Source organism: Tamaricihabitans halophyticus (assembly GCF_004340875.1).
Classification (GTDB): domain Bacteria; phylum Actinomycetota; class Actinomycetes; order Mycobacteriales; family Pseudonocardiaceae; genus Tamaricihabitans; species Tamaricihabitans halophyticus.
In genome coordinates this window covers 161,139-183,197 of the sequence record NZ_SLXQ01000004.1, presented here as the reverse complement: position 1 = coordinate 183,197, position 22,059 = coordinate 161,139, and the positions used below count along the sequence as shown (strand labels likewise).

Genomic DNA, 22,059 nt, shown 5'->3' with positions numbered 1-22,059 from the left:
GATCCGCTCGCCTGGATACCCGGGTCCGTCCTCGATTGGCGCCCCGCCGCCGATGCGCGGGTGGCTGGACTCGCATCAGCCGAGCAGCAACGGCTCAAGCATATCGCCGAAGCGATCGTCACCGAGGGCTTTTACGGCGCGGCACCAGAACGGGTGCGCTTGGAGCCAGGCCTGCTCGCCGAGACCCGCAGAATCCTGTACTGGTGGGGCCCGCGGCCCGCGGTCGAGTACGCCCAAGCGCTGCCTGGCGCCGCACCGCGTACCGACCTGGCGGACCGCGACCTGGTCGCCGAGTTCACCGCGAACACGCCGAGCGCGGCGCAGCATGCCTGGCTCAATGAGTTCGGCGGCCGGCCCGGTTGGATTCCGGAGCGCCTTGCTGGTGGCACCGAAACATTCGCGCGCGCGGTATGGGAAGCGGCGCGGGCCAGGAACGTCGAGTTCACCATCGACGGGCCGACCTTGGTGGCGCAACTGGTCAACACCACCGCATCCAATGTGGTCGACCAAGTTGCCCAGCTGCTTGACCTGCGGATCACGGTGCTCGATGAACAGGGTGCTGCCACCATCCACGGGCCAGAGAAAGCAGACGGTAGGGAGTTGGCCGTCCTGCGGATCGGTGAGCACTACCATTACCAACCGGTACTCTCGGCCGATGACCTCGGCACTGTCGAATCTGACGGGTCCGAGCTCGGTCCGGCTGACTCAGCGGGACAGCCAAGCGGTCCGACTGGGACTTCCAGCAGTGACGCCGCAACGAGTGGCACCAATGCGATCGCGTCCCCCGATACGGAGCCACCGGGGATCGACAGGCAACTTGTCGAGGAGGCAGCACGAACGGGTGTACTGATCACCGGTGATCGGCGATCGGAAGCATCGTTGCGGCAGACGATCGCCGAAGCGGCGGCAGAGTGGAGCAGGGAACGCGCGCCCTTCCACGCGGCATTGAACATGGCTCGGCTGCGCCCCGGCGATTTGGCCTGGTTGACCAGAAACATTGACCTGCGGCAGGTATGGCGCGCGTCCGTATCGTCCGGCACCGACTTCCGCGCCGCGCTGGAGGAGGCAATTGCTGACCTTCCCGCACGTGACCCCGCGCCACCACGTACGGTCCGGGACGTTGCCGGTGACTTCGGCTACCCGGTGCACGAAGCGGGATCGTTCGTGGCCGCGCTGCGTCGTGGTGGAATGGGTCGTGGCGGCATAGGTGACGGAATCAATCCGGCAGGATTGCGGCACCTCGCCAGCGTGCTGGCCGTCGAGTTGGGACTGACCGTGCCGGGGCAGCTCAGACAGTTTGTCGAGACGCTACCCGAGCTGGTCGTCGAAGGCGCGACCGTGCAGCCCACCGGGGTCGACCCGGCTGCCTGGGTACGCGGGTCCATTTCGGACTGGCAAGCCCAGGCGAGCGAGGAAATCGCGTCGCTCGACATGGCGGGACGGGAACACCTGCACCGCTGGGTCGACGACTTGAGTGCGCGGCAGGACGGTGCTGGCCAGCTGTTTGCACATCCACCGGGTACTGGTGCCCGGCTGCGGGCCTCGGCTTACTGGTGGGGTCAGCGCTACACCCGCTGGTTGGCCAATATCCTTCCCGGACAGCACCGCGCGGCACCCTCGGTAGCAGGCTCTGCCCGTGCCGAAGACCCGACAGCCACGAAACGAGCGGTCCGACCGCGCATTGCCCGCCGCGAGGTGCTCAGCCCAGCTGATGCAGCGAAACGCCACGAGCTACAGGCGACCCGGGCGCACCTCAGGTCCATCACCGCGTCGATCAATGACCTCGATATCCGTCAGTTCAACGACCTCGAACTGACGATTGGCGACCGCCCGGGCGATGACCGCCTCCGGCTGCATACCTGGCTGGATCAACACCGGCGCGATCCAGTTGAGCTGCGGCTCGCGTACCAGCGTGACGCGGTCACCAAACTAGTGCGGATCGATCTGGTGACCACCGCCGGTCAGCGATACCGGGTTGGCGAGTTCGACATGGTTGCGCAGGAGGCTGCGCGTACCCGCCGCCAGCTGGGGGCCGACCTGGTGGCCGCGATCGCGACCGCTACCGAGGAACTGACCGAGTCGGTGGCCACACCCCCGGTGTTCGACGTGTTCGGCACCGCCAAACCACGCCACTACCTGAGCCCGTTCACCGACAAGATCACCCCCGAGCACGCGGCACACCTTGCCCGGATCCAGTGGGAGCTCACCGAACACCAGGCACTGCCAGAATCGGACAGTTCGGTGGACTCCCAGTGGAGCTGGTCACGAGTACACTCGACGCTGGATGACGCCGGTGCACTGCGCTCGCGCCGGCGGATGGAGATGCTGCGGAGCGTGCTTGGCGATCGCTCGCTGTATCGGCTGGCGCTCCGAGTGCGCGATGAGTCCACCGAGGACGCTCGATTCCGCGGCCGACGACCACTCGCAGGCGAACACACGGCGAGTACCGATCCACCTGCCCATCCATTCGCCTCGGACGACCAGCAGCGTGATGCCATGAGCGTCGCCGAGGTCGCGGCCCCGCCGGAGCCAGCCGAACCCTGGTCGGTGCTCGCGACACTCATCGGCCCGGCATTGCGCGGTGCGGAACTCGCCGACACCGTGCAGGCGCTCGACGATCCGAACGACGGACTTCGAATCGTGGCGTTCAGCGGCACGGAAACCCACCGGATCGACCAGGCGCAGGGCGATGTGGAGCTGGCGTCGTGGCTTGGTGCTGACCCGATCCACGTGCTCGCCGATATCGCGGAAGCGATAGCACCACTGACCGGATTTGACGTACCGACCGCGCGGTTCCGGTTGCTGGCCGCCGCGCATGAAATCAGCGGCCCGGACCTGCGGGCACGACTGACCAACGCACTGGATGATCTCGCCGACGGTCAACCAATCCGGCGGCACCGACTGACTGGCTATGCCAGCGGGCTGTACGGGCGACTGACCGGCGATACGCCCGCGTTGTCGCCACGGGAACTCGCCGCGTTCCAGCGAGCCATGGACTACCTCAAGAACGATCGGGACGGACTTGGGTCGGGCGTTTCCCTGCGCTACGACGGCGCATTGCGACTGGCCAACGGGGAAACGGTCGCCGTGCCGAGGCTCGTCCTCGCCACGACGCCGGACAGGCCGACCGAGTGGCGGCTCGCGCGGGATGTCACCGCCGCGATCGATGCGCTGACCCCGCTATTGGCTCGCCAGCTCGCCGACACCTGGCAGACGACCACCGAGCGCGAAGCGGGTGTCGGGCTGACCGCGCTGGCGCCACTACATCGACACCTTGCCGATGAGCTCGCCCGGGCCAGGCGCCGCCAGGACCTGCCTGGAGTGCGCACGCTCCGCCAGCAGCTCGACGAAGTTCAGCAACGGATAGTCGAGACGGCACGGGACTCGGGCCTTCTGGACAACCGCGGTGTCACCGCGCGGCCCACCTGGTCCAGGCAGCTGGCCGCTGGCGTGCTGGACTTGGTCACCACGCTGGCCAGCCACGCCGACACATCGCTTACGGCACGTCAGCCGGAACCAACCGCGTTGCCGCCGGGCAAAGCCCGGCCGATGGCCCGTCCCGACGCTGAGCTGGCCAGCGTGGCCAGCGTCGTGCAGAAAGCATCCGGGAAGCCGCTCAGCACCGATGAACGGTGGATACTTGCGGCGATTACCCAGTTGACAACCCTGCTGCGGGATACCGCGGACGATCCGGCGACCGACCGGGGCGGCCGGATTGGGCCGGCACACGTGCGGGTGGCCGAGAATGGGATGCTCGAGGTCCGCTTTCCAGACGGGCATGGTCGGCCCCGCCGGATCGATCTGCTTGCGATCACCCACAAACTGCGTGCGGGGCTCGGTGCCCGTTTCGGTCGCCCGCTTGACGCGGAATCGATGGCACGACTGGCCGAACTCGTCGCCCAACGCATCGGTTATGCCGTCGCCGGGGCGCGCGGACGTCTGCCGCTACGCGGGCAACTGGATCCAACGGTGCGGACCGTCGGCGGCGCGCGGGCGCGGGTGCCCATGCTCGCCGCCCGCGACTTCGCCGAGATCGCCAGGGTCGAGTACCTGGCCTCGCTGCGGGCCCACGCCAGCCGACAGGCGGCTGAACTGGCTGATGACGGATACGCGCAGCTAGCGGAAGCACTTGGGCAGCGCCTGATGGACCCGACGCTGTCCGCCGAGCAACTGTCTCGTCGGGACCATCGAGCGTTCGTGAAGCGGCTGTCGCCAACGGCGCAGACAATGCTCGAAGAACTGGCCCAGCCAGCCGATCTGCTCGACCCGTGGCTCCGCAGCGTAGAAGGAGCGGTTGCGGACAGTTCGGTGGACAACCTGCTTGTCCAGCAGGAGTCCATGCCGAGTGCGCCGAGCCGTCCACAAGAGATCGCTGAGATAAAGCGCCCCAGCGATGCGACGTTGTCCCGGTCGATGCGCCCGTTGTATCGACTGCGCCCGCCACTTCGGCTCGCGGAACAGGTTTGGGAAGGTTTCTCGGTTGAGCTCGGCTCGCCGGAGCCGCACCGCCGGTCGGAGCTATTCCCGAACGGTGAACCCCTGGCAGCAGAGTGGTTGGCCAAGGGGCACTACGTACTGTGGGTCAACCGCGAAGCGCTGACCGAACTACCCGAATCGCGCGTTCGCGAACTGGTGGATGCCGAGCTGCACGCGCTGCATGAGCGGGCGCTGCGGGAAAACCCGGCACAGACCGTGCGACTGATCGAACTGTACATACGTGCCGCGATACCGCCGGCAACCGCGACACTGGCCGCGGTATTGGGCATCCAGCTGCTGCCGGACACCGAACTTGCCAACCTGCTTACCGAATGGACGAAGATCGAGACGGTGTCCTCAGCGGCATTCGTCGCGGCCGCGCTGACTTCGTTCATCCAGGTGTTCACCAATCCGGTACTCGCCGGTCGAGCCGTGCTGAGTTCGGGTATCAACCGACATGCCCAGGCGCGGGAGATCGGGGCGCTCCGTCCGCACGGGTCGTACGCATGGCTGTCCGAACAAGACATGGAAGCCAGCGTGCAGGCGGTAACGGACCGGGCAGATGCCCTCCGGCAGCTGCTACCGGAAACCGGAGCGGTGAGCAGGGAAACACTCGATATGCCGCGTCCGGCGACCGATGCCCCGCCGGCGGTTCCTGAGGATGCCGCGCCGAGCGATCCGCACCGGCGGGATCGAGCGTGGGCGGCGCTACGAGATTGGACGCGCGCTCTAGGCGCTGGATCCGTGCGCGGCGGCGTCCGAGCAACAGCACTTCGAACGGCCGATCAGCCCGGTCCGGACGGCGAGCCGAGCGAGATCGTGACCGTGGCGCATTGGCGCGAGAAGCCGCCCGCTGGTGACGCGCGAGCAGTAAAGGCACCGTACAGTCGGCGCCGCCGTGGTGCCGCGCAGCTCGACGTTGAGTTCGTCGTGGTGCCACCCGGCCGGCACGGTGTCGACCCATCGGTATCGGTGTCCGATGTAGTCGGTCAGACAAAAGTTGCGCACACCGGCATCCGGACCGTTACGGTCCAGGTTCCGGAGGATATCGCCGATCATCCACAACGCACCGAGATTCTCGATCGGCTGCTTGGCAAGGCCGTCGCCGTGCGGCAGAGCTATTTCAAGGGTGTGCACAAGACTGGCCTGCAGGCCGCGCACGCGGCGGTGCACCTGCTGAGCGGGTTGGCCGCGTCCGCCGCGCAGACCGTGACCACTGGGTCCCCTATGGCGATTGGTGGCGCGGCTAATGCGATCGGCCGTGCGGTTGGTGAGTTCGCCACCAATATGGGCTTCGACCCACGGATCGAAGCCGCGAAAAAGGCGCACGAGGAAAGTCGGTCGGTACCCGCTCCCGACGCGCGGCTAGCCAGCGAGGCCGCCGAGTACGTCCGGTCCCTGCAGGCTAGGCACTTCGAACTTCTGGCCGCGATGGAAAGCCACCTCGCCGAGAACACAACATCGAACGTCGATACCTTCGCGAGCACAACCGCCGATGTGGTTAAGGAGATCTGGCACGGTATCCGCCGGCAGCGCAACATTCCATCCCAGGTACGGCACAATCTGCGGATCGACATCCGGCCGATCGATGCCACTGATGAGCTACTGAATCAGCCGCACAGCGCGGTTTTCGGCGAATCGCATCGTGCGGACGGCAGCCAGGTCAAGGATGATGACGGCTTAGCGCGAATCGAACAGACTATCCACGATCGGTTTGGTCGGCCGGGCGATGGACCTCGCACCGTCATGGTGACCGTCCGATTTGGCAGCGCCCGTGACGGGCTGGCGTCCGGTACGGCCCGGTTGGTCCTGATCGAGGACACCACGGCAGCCGTCGGCAGGCGCGGCGCCACCGAACTGGCCGGTCAGAATCCCCACGCGATCACGCTGCTTGTCGATCCACGGGCCGGCGAGTCACCAAGCGGGCACGGTAGGGGCGTATTCGAGGACCTGCTGAACACCTTGCCGGTACAGGCATCCCGCCCGGATAAGGCCGTATGGCACGCGTACCTCCAGATGCCAAGTGGTCTCATCGGCGGTGCCGTGCGACTGGTTGTGGGAACACTGATGTTGGCCTTTACCAACGGGATCTCCGCCGCGGCTGGATCGTCCAACTCACTCGCTCGTGCGGTGACGAACGCGCACGCCGGAGATGTCAAACGGGATCGCAAGTACGGGCCGCCACAGTTGAGCCCGAAGGACCTAGACCCGGAACACATGCGATCCGCGCTGACCAAGGATCGGCTCGTCACCATGCAGGACTGGGGGATCCGCCGTCTGGAGGAAACCCGGCATCGGCTGCGTGACGGACTCGATGCCGTCGCTGGCGATATCGACGATCTGCCGGACGGGCAACGCAAGGATGCGATGCGCCTGCGCGCCAACGAGATCCACGAGCGGCTGCGCGGCCTCGACTTCGGTGCCGTAATGGCGGATATCGCAGGGCTGTTGCGTAATCCGAGGATCGCGGCGGTGGACGGCGAGCTGAGCGACCTGTGGAATCGGCTCGGTATCCGTCGATCCAGCGCGATGAAGAACAATGGTTTCCGGCTCGAACTGGGCGACGGGAAGGCCGCGCACGTCGAGTTCGAACCGGTGCACAGCCCACCGCCAGGAAAGCCGGCTGCCGAACTGGCCATTGTGGAGGGTAAGGAGTACGCCAACCACACCTACAAGATTCTGCTGAACATGACGGCAGAACCGCGTGAACGCAAGACCGCGGCCGCCGGCCTGCTTGCCGATATGATCGCTCGGGAAGCGAGCATGCCGCCGTCGTCTGCGGACACCAGCGAACACCTGCGCGCTGGCGGTATCGCGACCGTGGCGGGAGCAACTGCGTTTGGCGCCGGCGCTGCGGCCGAAGGGGCTCACCAGATCGATCTTGGCGATCAACATTCCGACGCCGATCGTAAGACTCCCGGAGAGATCTGGGATGAGCAACGCAAGCGTTTCGTGATGTGGACAGCCGGTGCGGCCGCGCAGTCCGCGGTAGCGGTAAACCGAGATCCAGTCGCTGACCACCGGCAAGACGAGCTCACCGAAGACGGTCGTAAGACCGGCAAGGAGATGTTCGGAGAGCTCAAGCCCGAGGCGGTCAAGGAGTACGTCGACCAGGTGGCCGACCAGATTGGAATGCTTACCGCAATCGTCGAGGCGTACCAGCAGCTGGACGAACTGCGCGCGGCGGTACGGGAAGAGCAAACGCTGCGAAGCACGATGGCGGAAGCCGCGCGGATCGCCCACGGTGGAGCTGCGAGGGTGGCGGCGCAACTTGGCGTTTCGCCGGAGGTCGTACACGCCCGAATCGCCGAGCTGCGGGATACGGCTACCCCACTTGACTCTTTCGCGTCGGACCGTCTTCGCCCGCAACTAGGCGCTGCCGCTGCTTACGACTGGCACAGCGGTCAGGTCGGGATCAAAATGGACGAACCCCCGGAGCTGATGGCTACGGCTTTGATGAAGGAAGTCATCACATCACTGCGGGAAGACCCGCTAACGGCGGCGCGTCGCACGCTTGGTGAGGACTTCCACAGTAACCCCGACGGGCTTCGGAAACTCCTACTCGAGCGCGAGTTGGCCGATCACGCCGTGCTCCACCAGTTCATCAAGGAACTCGTGGCACAGCCAGATCAATGGAGTGCCTCGCCGGACCGTGAGCTACGCACTGTCGCGGACTGGGACGCCAACCTTTTGCGTGCGATAGTTGAGTTGCGGTACCCGACCACTGGGCCGGAAGCGATCGCCGCGGCGGCCTTCGCCGACGACCTGATGCGCGATCGCCAGCCGGTTGAGTTCGGCCGTGGCGGTGACCGATCGGATCAGCGCAGGATAACCGGTTGGGTACATAGGGATTTCGCCTCGCTCGTCGCAAGTAGACCGTCCTATAGTGGCGATCTATCGACATACACGAGTGCCGTCGACCATTGGGCGCAGACGTTACCTGTGGTCGGCTTCGGCTGGAGTATTACCGGACCTCAGCTGGCTCACGCGATGGGCTGGCGCGAGGCGTACAGCATCGATGATCGCCTCGTTGCCGCCTCGCTGGATGCGAGTGGTGCGCTGTGGCGAGACGGTCGGCAGATAGCGAGAGTCCATGTGTTGGATTCAACAGAGGAGCTACTGGCCGAACTTGACGTACGTGAGCGATTGTCCGGCAGAACACAACGAGTTTACGTCCCTCAAGTGTACGGCATCGCGAGAACAGGTGTGCAGCAGTACCTGCTCGTCACGGCCCCTGGGCTGGAAACCACCCTCGCAGCCGACGACACCAGCGCGGCGCGCCAGCAGGCGAGTGCGGCTCTGGCCGAACTGCACCGACTACTGGATCCGCCGGCCGAGAGTCCGGGGGACTCGAGTGGCCCGACGCCGATCGGCGCCGAAGTGTGGCGTTTCGATGGGCCAGCCGCGGCTATCGCTGACCTGTCCACCAGATCTGCCGAACGGCAAGTCTTCCGAGCTGCCGGTATCGAACCGGACTGGGTGTACCAAGCCACGCAGCGCCTACTCGATCTGTTGACCAGGAGCTCGTCGCACCCATGGGTCCACCTCGACAACGGCACTCTCGACCTGGACCGAATTTCCTACAATTCAGGCGATGAGCTAGTGGAGTTCGAGAGGTTCTCCATGCGGCGCGGCCAGGAGCAAGCGCCCGCCGATGAGCTGCGGCTACTGGCGGCGGATCCCGGCCAACCGATCGATATCGAAGTCGTGCGCGCTTTCGGGCGGGACACCGGTGACCGTCTTCCCGTACCGCTGCTGGCGGAACTACTCCATCGTGCGCGTGTTGACATGGCGCAGGCCGTGGACGCCGAAAACGAGCCAGCCGCCGTCCAGCATGCGAAGTCGATCGAACGAATCTTGCGGCTGGCCAAGGACCAAGACACCCCGGTGCGGCTCCCGTCTATCGCCGACCCCGGCCGGGCCAAGGACCCGGGCGAACCGAGCGGGGACACGCGCTGGGGCGCGCCAGCGTGGGAAGCGGAGCAGCGCGTGCCAACCTTTGATGAGCTGGTCCCGGTGGACAGGCACGAGCGGGAAAAGCGGCGGTTGCCGTCCTGGCGGGCGCTATCGGCAATGTGGCGCGGCGTTGACCTGCCAGATGGGCTCCGTATCGGGGTCGATATGACCGAGAGGGAGGTAGTTGGCCACGTTGCTATGGATGTCGGCGGTAAACTGGAAGTGGTAACAACCGAGAATTCTGATCCGGTAGCCGGGTTGACCTGGTCGGCAGGGCGCCTGCCGGGCAATGGCATCCATGCCGTAGTTGGCGAGGTGTACGAGTACTCGAAGCTGCCTGTAGCGCAGCGTGGGATCACCTCCATCCTGCTGGCGAACCTCATCCAATGGTTCGGAGAATCCAACGTGGACACTGTTGAGTTGAACCTGTTCGGCCCAAATCTTGAACCGACGGTTCTGGCGGGTGCCGAGTGGAGCAGGGTTGACGTTTCCCGCATCGCGCAGGGGCAGTTGTTCGAGTATCTGCGGCGGCGGCTGGACGAGGCGCGGGGTCACCTTCGCAAACTGAACCAGTGGGGCAGACCTGATCAGCACCGGATTCCGGACGAGGAGATCGTCAGGCTACTTACCCGTTACCGTATGCCCACCGACGTCGTGGACTTGACCGAACCGGTTGAGCGGCTACGCGAGGATCTGGAGGATGACCTCGGTAAGTTGGCCGAGGTGCTGGAACAGCAGGACTCCCCACCTGTGATGCGGTTGTTGCTAGCCGGCGTACGCCTCGGCCTGGTACGAATGTGGCTGCTCGAGAACGAGACTCGTTCCGACGGTGTCTCGCTTACCCCCATCGCAGTGACAATACGACCGAAATCCGAGCAACGAGCCAACGACCTGTTGTGGCTGGAAGCATGGAGTCGGGTAGCCGATGACGATGGCCTCAATGCGCAACCGGAAATCGATCGAAGCGCAGCGGAACCCCCTGCGCTGGAGAACGGGTCGAAGCCCGGCAAGCGTCCCGTAGACACCGCACCGGGCGGTACTGTTCGCGAGTCGCGTGGACAGCTCCGGGTTTCCCATCGTGGGCGCGTAATGCTTTATGAGCGGCCCGAGCCGTCGCAGCCCGAGCAGTCGATGGCAGGGCAGCCGCTGTCCGGGGAGTGGATGTTCGGCCTGGACGCGAACGGATCCTGGTGGATAGGACACGGTGATGCCGCCGAAGCGTCCGCGATAGTTGGCGAGCTGAGCGTCCGCGATGGCGTGTTGCGTCGCGCCGCCATGCGGAGTGCGGAAGAGGCGCAACTGTTCGCCAACTATCTGGTGCGTGCGCGGGTGTTCTTGCCGGGGGGCTTCGTCATCGAGTATCCGAACAGCGCGGGTGATCTGGAAACTAGCCCTGTCCAACGGTGGCACAACTTTGCCGCTCGACCGCTACACGCGACGCGGATCGTGGTGGACGAGCGCACGCATTGGCAGATGAGCGCGGATGGGCCGCGGCTGGTGATCGGCGACACCAAACCGCTCAAACCCAAGGTGATGACCGAACATGAGCGGATTGCGCAGGACGGACGTGCCCTGCGGGCAATTCAGGTCGGTGACGCCTGGGTCTTCCTGCCGGGACAGGGTGTATGGCCGGACGGTCGGCCACACCAGTCCACAGACCCGGTACTGGCCGCCGAAGCCGAGTTCGGAAATCTCGACGAGGAGACCCGGGAGAGTCGTCGTCGGGAACTAGTGGCCCGGGCGAGCAAGGACGACACGGCAGCGGCATTGCGCGAACGCGGCCGAATCCTTGCCGCCCGTTGGTGGCTGAATGCCATAGACCAGTACATTGCCGATCGGGCTGCCCGAACCGAACTGTACGAACGGATCGATGCTCGGCTGTCGGATCGTGAACGCGAAGCACTAGGACTCAAGCCAGGAACTCTGAAATGGGTTACCAAGGAAGGGCAACGCGAACTGCGTTTGATCGGTCCAAAGTGGTCGGAAACGGTGCTGTGGCGAGCCTCGCGCGGCGGCATGTTCGCCCGGATAGTCCACAACGGGAAAGAGCAGCTAGCCATGCGCCTACCGGTCGAACTCGGCCTTGGTCGGTGGGCGTTGTTGGGTCCGCGGCGGCCGAAGCCGATCGATGAAGCCGAGGTCAAAGTCCTGGATATCTGGTACCAGGAACCTCCGGTCGAGGCGGAAACGCATCCAACGGTTCCCGACCTGGACATGCCACGCCTAGGCTTCATACGTCGTCACGCTCCGCTTGGACTGCTGGCTTTGCAGGATGTCCGCGAGAGACCAGACGAGTCGACGCTGCATATCGCCGTGACCCGTCAGGAACGGCTCACCGAATCCGGGTGGTACCACATCAACGCGCAAACGGACACGGACGCGGACCATGGCGTGTTGGTGGGCGATCCCGCGATAGGTGCCGCACGGATGATCAACTGGGCCGCATTCGCCGCGTGGCTGGCCGACCGTGAGCCAAGGCTGGGTGATGGCGAGATGCCACGCGGTTACGTGCTCACCAATGTCGCCGTCGATGGTCGGCGATTGCCAGCCGTAGTCGAGCACCTGGTTGAGCAGCTACCGCCGGGAGCGGTTGTTGTGATGCCAAGCGATTTCACGACGTTCATCGAGCGGGCCGGCCGGGTCGATACAGTTGTCGGCGCACACCGAGGGACCAACAGGGGTTTCTGGTGGGGTTTCCTGCCGATGTCGAACGGCAGGCTGGTGCCTTTGGTGTTCCCGGCGACCGGGCGGCTCGGTGAGCGGGCTGGCTGGGGCGCTCTGTTCACCCTCGCTAAGCCGGACGAGCCACCCGCGATCGGCGAATCCGATGGTGATCCGGCACCCGTTAGCGGACCAGACGGACGAGGGGGCGTACCCGAGACCGAACGTACGACGCACAGTGAACTAGCCGAGGGGCGGGACGGCACCGATGAGGGAGCCGCAAGACCTATCGGGGAAATCGGCGGTCACGCCAGGGAGGACATCGCCGACATCGTCCAAGCTCACGCGGCCATCATCGCTGAAGCACTTGGAATAGACGAAGAGACGGTACTCGAGCAGATTAGGCGGTTGTCCGCGGATGCGTTCGAGTTGAGTGAAGCGGGGTTGACGGAGCTGGCGCCGGAGATGCGAGATCGGCTGCAGCCGTATGTGGGTGCGGCTGCGGTGTATGACTGGGGGTCTCGTCGGGTGGGGCTTCGGCCGGATTCGCTGGAGTTGATGGCGGTGGCGTTGGCGAAGGAGGTTGTTACGTCGTTGCGGCCGCCGCCGGATGTGCATGCTGAGCGTGAGCTGGGTGCGGATTTCCGGAGTGACTTGGGCGGGTTGCGTCAGCTGCTGGTTAATCGCGAGGTGGCTGATCATGAGGTGTTGCGGGAGTTTGTGCGGGATCGGGTGCGGCGGATTCGGGAGAGTGGGGGAGTTCCTGACGGGACCCTTGCCACGATCGCTGATAATTGGTCGCTGGAGGTGTTGCGGGAGGTTGCGCAGTGGCGCTATCCCGTTACGGGGCCGGATGAGATGTTCGCGGCGTTGTTCGCGGAGGCGCTGCAGCGTGGTGAACTCCCCGTAGAAGCAAGCCGCGGCCCGGACCGACCGAGCTTTCCGGCAATAGCCGACCTCGTAGCGGCGATGGGCTCGGAGGCGCCAACCATCCCGAGAGAAAGTGCGGACGGCCGCCTGCTCGACACGGTCTTGCTGAACAACCGCTCGCGTTTCCTGCCGGGCCAAGGCGTGCACGTGGACGGAACGCCGCACCGCGCGGCCGACCCCCTGCTCTCGGCCGAAGGGCGGTACGGCACGCTTGACCACGGTGAACTCGCTGGCGAGCTGGCAAGACTACGCCAGATCAGCGAGGAAGGTGCCGGCTCGGCGGCCGAACGGAGCTCGGCGGAGTGGTGGCTCGAGGCCCTGGAACAGTACGTGGCAGTACGCGAGAGCCGTGAACTCTTGCGGGCCAGGCTGGCGGACCTGCCTCCCGCGCAGCGCGCCGAAATCGGACTTGGTGAAGGTACCCCGCGCTGGGTAGTTCGGGGTGGCGAACGCTCGCTGTGGTGGATTCCCGCTGATCGGCGAGCCGAGGCCACCGTGCTATGGCACGAGTCCACCGGCGGAGTCTTCGCCATGGTTCGGCGTGGGGGTGCGGACGTACTCGCATTGAAGCTACCCGACGAGTACCTGATGGATGCCTGGGTCACGGTCAGCCAGCGCGGTCCAGCGGAACTGATTCCGGCCGCGGAGCTCAACCGCGAGGCCATCGTGTGGTCACGCTATGTGGAAGGCGCCGAACCCCAGGCAAGTCACGTTCATCCGCCGCCCGACATAGAAGCGCAGCCGCTGCTGGAAACACACTGGCGGCAGGTTGTCGGTGGCGCCTTCCTGGACAGTCGCGAGTCTGATGTGGACGATTCAGCGGGCTATGCTGGCGCGCTGGCTCCCGCTGCACTCACTGATCCGGTCAGGCAGGCCCGGCTTGTCAACAAAGGTTTGCAGCTGGTGAGCTTCGCCCCGAACGCTGACGGGCTGGTCAGCGTGAAGGCACTGGCACGCTGGCTTAAAAAGCATGGGGACGGCCTTGGCCGCGCCCCCCATGGCTACATCCTGCACAACGTGGCCAGCACCGCGGGCACACCCGCCGTGGTCACAGCGATTATGGATGAGAACCCAGACGTGAAGATGGTCGCGGTTGGCTCGGATCCAGTTCACGAGGCATCGGCGCTCGATCCCACACTCCAGCAACCCAATCGCACGGTGATTGCCTGGCGACCCGACGCGCCACCCGGCACCTGGCGCGCCTTCGTTCGCGTGGGCGACGACAAGGCCAAGCCACCCGTACCCATTGCCATGCCAGCAGGGCGGAAGCCGGCTGATCTCGCCGGGCTGTTCGCGCTCACCACGGACGCACGCACGCAATCAGGGGTGTCAGCGGCCCAGGCTGCCGCGCAATTGCCTGATCTGCTCGCCGGGACAACTGCTGAGCCGCCGCGCGCCGCCGCGAACTGGGTGGACGACCTGCGAGCATGGGCGAAGGAGGAGTTCCCAAACGCCGAGATTCGCACCTACCCCGACCTCGATTCGCTGACGAACGCCTTGGCAGGTTACCGGCGGATGGCCGAGTTGGCCGAGCAAGGCGAGTCCGAGTCTGGGGGATCTGAATCTGGGCAGCCCAATTCGCGGCCCAAGCCGCCCACCGTGCCCGACGTACGCGCGGTGGCCACCTCCGCCGACGGGAAAGTCGGCGTCCTCGTGTTCACCCCACCCGAGGGAGAGCCGCTACGGCGAGTGCTAGCCAACGCGGCGACGGAGCCGGCCGAGGCCCTGCGGGCGGTTAAAGCCGTGGCTGAGGCATTGGCCGTGCTGCACCAGGCAGGCCCGAATTCGACCTTCCGGCAACTGCCCGCGCAGCTGCTGAGCGCGGAGTCACCGCGGGATGTGCTCGCGCTACTCGGCACGGCGGGGCGGATCGCCAGCCTGGATACCAGCGAGGCCGGCGGATATCACGCCGATTCAGCGGGAATCGAGGAAGTACGCGCGGCACTGCGGGCCGTGGGCGACTACTCGACCGGCACGAACCTTCGACTCGGGCAAGCCTATGGCGCCGGGCTCGACGGGATGGTGTTCACCGGGGCCGGGGTGGTATTCACCAAACCAGAGGCGCTTGGCGAACCTGGGCGGCCAGCCGCGCCGGACGTTCCGGTTGCGGTAGACACCGAAACCTTCCTGCGGCAGCTGCGCGACGCGCTGCCCGAAGCTACCTCGGCCGCCCAGTTCGGTGAGCTCCGAGCGGCTTTCCTGAACACCTACGAGGCGGCCGGCGGATCGCTGCCAGACGTGCTGCCTGGTGGCCTTGGCGATGCTCTGGCAGCCACACATCCCCAGCTCACCAACGACGTCGAGCTAGCAGCCAAACGGGCCGAGTATCGCGACGACCTTGCCGATCCACTGGACTGGACACTGGCGGTCGATCGGCTGGCCAGTGCCATCGCCGCGCTGCCGGACCGGGTTCGGGCTGCCGCGAACGGCCCGAACGACGGACAGGACACCCAGCCGCCGATCCGGACTGGGGATGTGCGAGACAGTGGCCCCGAGCGGACGTCAACGACCACCATGGACCCGAGCGCCGCCAGTTCCCAGGCGAGTTCGGCACCGTGGCCGAGAGCCGCCAGCGGACCGGCGGGAACGGCGGCTCCGCGCCGGCTCGCAGCTCACCACGTCGATCCCGCGCAGGGTATGACCGATGAGCTACGTGCCTCGGTCAGCCTCGTTACGCTGGTTGGCACGGCGGGCCTGCCGGCGGCGCTGGCCGCGAGCGGCCACCCCGTCCACGCCAATGCGGACAGGGACCTTGTCTCGCTACTGGACGCCATGCGTGCCGCTGATCAGGGCTCGCCGACGGCGATGGTCGGCACGGACAGCGTGGAAACCACCAAGTGGCTCGAACTCAACCTCGCGGCCGTCCGCGACGCGGTCTCTGGCGTATCCCGGCAAGCCACCATCGCCGATCTGGCCGTGGCCATCGTGCACGCCTGGGTATGGGATGTCACCGGCGGCGACCGACCAGCTACCAGCAAAGTCGTCCTATACTATTTGCGGACGCTGCGCGATGTTCTCGGCCCGGGTGTCCTGCCGGCAGACCTCGACGTCCTCGGCCATCCGGACAGTTCTACCGGCTTCGACGATCCAGCCGCGACGCTCACCGCACGGCTCACCGGCGACACACCAGCAGCCGCCGAGCCAGTCGCGGCGACACCTCCCGACGCGCGCGTTGAACTACCAGCGCACGGGCAAACGGCGCACGTCAACGCGTTCATTCGGCTTGCCGATACCCTCCACGACCTTGGTGAGCTGCTAGGCGACGAACGCAAAGGCTGGCAGCACCTCCGCAGGACGGAAAAGGGACTGGCGCAACTCAGCCGCGATGTCGACCGGCTACACCGACGCGTCGAGGCAGGCGATGAGACCGCGCGCGAGAAGTTGGAGACCGCGCAACAGCAAGCGGTGGAGTTGACAACCGATCTGTATCTCTCTGGCCAGATGGTGGCTCAGCTCGACCACCCCATCGACGAGATCTTCGCGGTACTCGACGACATCTGGACTCGGACGCTTGTCGAGGAACTGGCGCCCGGCCGCCCCCGGTCACCGATGCTCGACAAAAGGGAACTGCGGCGCCGGCTCGACGACCTGCAGGACACGCTGACTGACCTCCGCACACGCAGGGGCACCTGGCACGCGCAGCAAGCCGCGGCCGGGCGAGCACAACTGGCCCTGGTGCAACTATTGGGGGCCATCGAGAACGCCACCGAGCAGAACACCCAATACGTGCCGCACGAAGGGGACCGGCTCAGTATCGAGGAGGCGCGCGCACTACTCGCGGAGTACCAGCGAGCCGCGCAACGCGCCGAAGCCAAGGCAGTCGCGTTGCGTAAACGTCTCGACCGGGCAACGCGTGCGGCCGCGGCGATGACCCGGGGCGTAGCCGCTGACCTCGGTCGTGCGATCGACGAACAACGCCCGCCGCGGGATGTGTTGCGCGCCGACCCTCATCCAGCGAGATTTGGTAACCAACGGTTGACCGCGTCAGATATGGACACGCTCAACCGGCTCAGGCAGAACCTCGACCGGCATAACGAGCTCACCGCCCGGCTCGCTGAGTCCGGTGCACGAGCCAGGGACGCCAGCGCGGCGGCGAATGATGGTGACGCCGCCGCTACGGAGCTTGCCGAGACACAACGCCAGCTGCTGGAGGACATTCACGGCAGGGAACTCCGGTACGGCATCTGGGACCACGGTGCTGGCCTTGGTGCGGAAGTCCCCGGCACCAAAGCACGACGTCGGGTGCTCGCCAAGCACCTGACCCCGGAGCAACTGCGGCTGCTCGATGCCCTGCGGGAGACTCACCCGGAGTCGGTGATCGTGCACATCCTGCGCGCCATGACCGAGGTGACGGATGCCGTGAACGGTAAGCCAGGTACGTACGGCGACATAATCCGCCGACTCGTCGTGTCGCCCACCGATGAGCAGCCGGTGCCAGGTCATGGCATGGAGATCGCTGACCAGGAGTTGCGCTTGCGGTCCGGTTTCCTGGGCGTGTACACGTTGCGCTGGAAATCGGGCTTGCTGCCCTCTCTGTGGCGGGCGGGTTCGACCGCACAGATCCGAATCGGTGATCTTCCCGATGGACAGACGGTTCGGGTGGACTTGGCGCATTACAGTCAAGTCATCGTGACCGTGGACCGTCGCGCGAACGACGAGCAGGTGCGGGAAGCCATCCATGCGGAAATCAGCAAGGAGGTCCAGCAGTTTCGGTCGCAGCAGCCACGAGTAGCGGAGAAAATCCGGTACAACGTCTGGATGTCCGGCAGTTACCTGCTCGGGTACGGGGCAGGCCTGCCATTGCTTTGGCTACTCGGCAGCCCGTGGCCACTAGCAGCGATCGCGGGCACCTTGGCGTTGAATCTCTGGGGAGCGCTCACCGCACCTCGAGTTTACTATCAAGCGATCGCCCGAATATTTGACAAGACAAACGAGCTTTCCCGGCAAGAATCCGCCTTTGGCGGCGGAGTCGGCGCCAGCCGGCGAGTCTTGGCGGATGCTCGGCATCGCGCGAGCACCGTGCTGCAGGCATTCGCCGTGTTTGGCCAGTCTTCGGCTCCGGTCCCTGCTTCGGCGCAGTTACGAACCCTGGATGGGTCAGAGCAGGGCGAGTTCAACGGACACCTCGCGGAGCATATGGCGGCTTTGGTCGAAAAGTTCGCCGCTCGAGAAGTGCCCCCGGGGTTCGCGGAGCAAGATGACAATGTCGCTGAGGCGATTCGAGGGCTCGACGGTGCTCGCTGGGACGCGAAGAACTACGTCCTCACGGTGACGTTGCCCAGCGGTGAGACGGTGCATACCAAACTTTCCCAGAGCGAGTACCCGTACTCCTACCACGTGTTTACCGACGGCAACGCCGATACCCGCGAGTTGTGGGCCACGATCGCCATCACCCCAAACCTGCACCGTGACAGCAAAGCGGTGTCCGCCGCGATCGATCAGTACTTGCACAACGTGCTCTACGATGCGGCCAAACTGTGGGCCGACCTGCCGACCACGGGCCAACTGACCATGAAGTACGGCACGACCGTATTCACGGAATGGGTCACAGCCTTCGGCATCAGCCTGCTGTTGAACACACTGGAGATCGCACTTCTCCGAATTCTTGGCGGTCTCAGCGAACTCTGGGGAAGCGTCCAAGCTTCCAGAACCGCCGCGCCGTGGGAAGCGCTGTATCGCTTCCTGTTCGACGAAACGCGGCGCGCTCGCAACGCGTTTCAGGAGCTACCCGCGCCGAGTGGCGAGCTGGCCGACCTCGCGGCCGAAACGGAGCACCAGCTGCGGGCCGCCTACACCGGCTATCGGAGCTTGGCGGACCGGATAACCGACAGTCACACCGATGAGGCATCGGATCCGGTCGTCCCAACGCCCTCGAAGGTGGCTGCCGAACGGGTGCCACAGTTGCTCGCCGCAGTAGCCGACGAGCTGGTAACCGTGCTAACCGAGCTGTCGATCGTAGCCGATGTTGAAGTGCAGTGGCGAACCCTGGATGACGAACTCGGCCGGCAAGGTGACAACCGAACCGGTGACGAGCGACGTTATCCGGTGGTCGTGCTGACCACCACCTCGGGCACGCGCCCGGACGCGATTCGGCTGCTGCTCACTGACGCGGGCGAATCCTCCTCGGATGCGTCACGGCAAGCCGTGCCGCCCGCCGACATGCCACCACGAATCGTTCGCTATCGACTGAAGCACCAGGTCGTCACCCGCGAAGGTCGTGCCGCGCCAGGGCCCAGGGACGAACGCGGAGTGCGGTTCATGCTGCCGTTGGCAGCGCTGGACATCGATACGCCGCAGCGCACCCACCTGTCATCGACGGCCAATGAACTGGCGAAGTTCGTGGATGCGGAACAGTTTGTGCACCCGATGAAGGTGCCGACATGGCTGGCGGTCGCGGCCGGGCGCGCCTTGGCCGGAAACGGTCCGCAGGCGGCTTTCATGCTGCCCGTTGGCAATATCGAGGGCGCGGTCAACGCCTTCACCGCCGCGGCCAGCGCGCAAGTCAAGCAGCTCGGCCAACTGTTCGCCTACTGGCCCGTGTCCGACCGTGCCGGACACAAGATGATCGACAAGACCACCGTGCGGGAATTCACCCCGCACATGATGGACGAATGGATAACTCGGCTCAATGTCATCACGCGTGAGCTGAGTGGGGCATTGGCCGACCGACTGGCCGAGGTAGCCGACAGCGATCCCCTGGCGGAGGAACGAGATTACTGGACATCCATCGCGGACGCCGGTACGGGCCCACATGCGACGATTCGGGAGTTTCAGCAACGAGTTGACGAGGGGAGGCTCGCGGCGCGAATTCCGTATCTCCAAGCGATCGCTAATCACGGAGACGGACTCATCCAGATCAAGGTCTCTCGCGGGCGCTACTCCACAGCAAAAGGTTCTGTGCCCACCACAAGGCTCATCCGGCTGGTCCCGGGGCCGCCCGGGGAATCGACGCGGCTGGTCTTTAATGACGGGCCGCTAAGCGACAGTTCCGCCATCGCGCTGGTCAGCTCCGCGGATCAGCTCGAGGCGGTCGTCGCCGAGTTCGTCACCGCAATTCGCACTGGCACGCTCGGTGTGCCCGGACACGGCGTCATCGCCTACGAGAATCTCAGCTGGGGAGCCGGTGCTAACTGGGCGAGCGCGCAGGGTTCGCTTCTGGGACAACGGCTCGCGGATCCATCGATGCCGATGGCGGAGAGCGTGGGGAACGCCGCAGGCAGCACCGTGATAGCCATTCTGGCAACCGTGCTGAACTTGCCGACCGAACGCAACAATGAGCGCCTCCGGAACGACGCTGACCGGGAATGGCTGCAAAAACTCGCGTATGACGGTGCGACCGTCGGCGTCCGTCGCCTGTTGCTCGCGCAATACCTCATCGAGAGATACGCGGCGAAGGTCGAACGGCTAGTCGTCACGTTGCGGCACGCCGGAATCGACGATGAGCATCCAGCCGCGACGCAGCTGGGCGAGCTCTACGAGAAACTGGACAACCGACCGATCTTCCACATCGATGGGGACCTACGGGCGGTCATCCGACTTTCGGCGGCCAAGCACATACCCGAGCTCGCCGAGCGCCATGGCGTCAGCGAAGAACACCTGACGGACCTGATGAAGCGACTCGTGGACGGGATGTTCGCGCTTGGCTACGCGGACATCGATCGCGAGTTCGGCGCCGAGGCCCCCAAGGTGCGCCGGAAGCTACGACGACTGATCGACGACGAGTTCGTTACGCACCGCGTGAACGCGTATGCCGGTCGGCTTGGCGTGCGGATCGCCTGGCCAGACAGGGACGGCAACGTTGCGCCGGATAAACGTGCCACGGTTACTGAACTCGTCAGCCGCGTGCGGGACGCCGCCGCCGTGCTACTCCAATCCGAGCAAGCCCCCGCCCATCAGCCAGCAGGCGACCCGATGTCCAGCCACGGACAAGGTAAGGCAGCCGCGCTGCGCGTGCTTATCGAGCAGTTTGGCATCCGTGCGAATAATGTCCTCAGCGGACGGATGAGTGATGTCGCGGAGGATTCGCCGCCCTGGGTAGTTGGTTTCGACCCAAGCTCCGAACAGCTCGTCATCCTCGATTACGGCACGGATGTGAACCCGCTGGAACCCGGTGCCGCGGCGTACCTGCAACAGCGGCTACTCACCGATCGTGCGCTACGGACCCGTCTGGGCAACCAGCCTGCCCTGCGGGAAGCGTTAGCTGGTGGATTGGCCAGCGATGAGTTCGCGATACATTACGTTGCTATCGATGGTTACACCCGGGAGCGCAAGGATTACGCTGTGACAGCGGCCGATGTGGATCTTTCCCAGCTTCGTGCTGTGCTGTTTCCCAGCGAGGACGACGAGCGGGACGTGATACCCGGGCTACTGCCGGAGAGTGTGCGTGACTGGCTGGCCCCCCACGCTGAACTTGGTGTATACGCGATCCAACAAGTGCTGCACGAGCAAGGCATATCGGTGACGGAGGAACAGGTACGTGCGGCGATCGCCCACGCGGCCGGCCGAGTCTTCGAGCTGAGCTCGAAAGGTGTGTCGCGGGCGTATCCCGATAACGAGGCGGCGCGGAACCGTATCGGCGCCGAAGTTGGTGCGGTCGTTGGCGTGTACGACCGGCAAAGCGACCGAATCGGTCTGGAAAACGCCGAGGATTCCGTGCGTGCGGCGGCATTCGTCCACCAGGTAGTCGAATCGCTGCGGCCGGAACCAGCTCGCGAAGCGGCCAGTATCACCGCGCCATCTGACAGCGCGGAGTGGCGGGCAGCAGCCGAAGAACTGGTCTACTCGAGGCAACTGAACAATCACCGCGTCGTGCTCGCCTGGATGGACGCGGTGAGCGAGGCCATCGACGGTCGTAGCGCGACCTTCGACGATGCTCGACAGTGGGACCGCGAAACGCTGGACGGCGTTGTGGTGCACCGGCTGGGGAACGAGCTCACCGAACATATGCGGCGTTATCTTGCGGAACTGGCCGACAATGGCAACCCTGTCGAGTTCCATCCTGGCCCGGCGCGTGGGGATCACGACGGGCCGGCGTGA

The 22,059-nt window shown here is 65.4% G+C and carries 1 protein-coding gene (cut by a window edge); it reads left to right on the top strand.

Translation table 11 applies throughout. The annotated features are described in order from the left end of the window. On the top strand, nucleotides 1-22,059 hold the 3' end of the coding sequence (locus tag EV191_RS13120) for a hypothetical protein (RefSeq protein WP_132877297.1). The gene continues 49,404 nt to the left of window position 1, outside the view; only the last 22,059 of its 71,463 coding nucleotides appear in the window; its start codon lies off the left edge, out of view; the stop codon is at nucleotides 22,057-22,059.